This window comes from Paraburkholderia sp. SIMBA_027, from assembly GCF_046535315.1.
Classification (GTDB): Bacteria; Pseudomonadota; Gammaproteobacteria; order Burkholderiales; family Burkholderiaceae; genus Paraburkholderia; species Paraburkholderia tropica.
In genome coordinates this window covers 1-276 of the sequence record NZ_JAWRWY010000471.1, presented here as the reverse complement: position 1 = coordinate 276, position 276 = coordinate 1, and the positions used below count along the sequence as shown (strand labels likewise).

Annotated in this window: 1 pseudogene; it reads right to left on the bottom strand. The window is 54.0% G+C overall.

The features are described from left to right. Positions 1–276, bottom strand: a pseudogene (locus tag SB764_RS39870) (MFS transporter); the annotation flags it as partial.

Genomic DNA, 276 nt, shown 5'->3' with positions numbered 1-276 from the left:
CAATGTGCCGGACAACATCAACGGCGAAGTCAGACCAATATTATCCAGCGCATAACCGCCGATTGCCGCGCCACAGGTATTAGCAAGCTGAATAACCGCCACCTGAATAGACCCGGCTTTTTCTGCCTGATCGGCCAGCGAGCGGGTGATCCACGTTGACCAGCCGACGGGAACCAATGCAAAAGTTAGCCCCCAGATAATCGCCACGCCGGTAGCAATGATTTTATCGCTTCCCCACAACGTCAGTACCAACGCACTCACAGCCAGTATTAACGG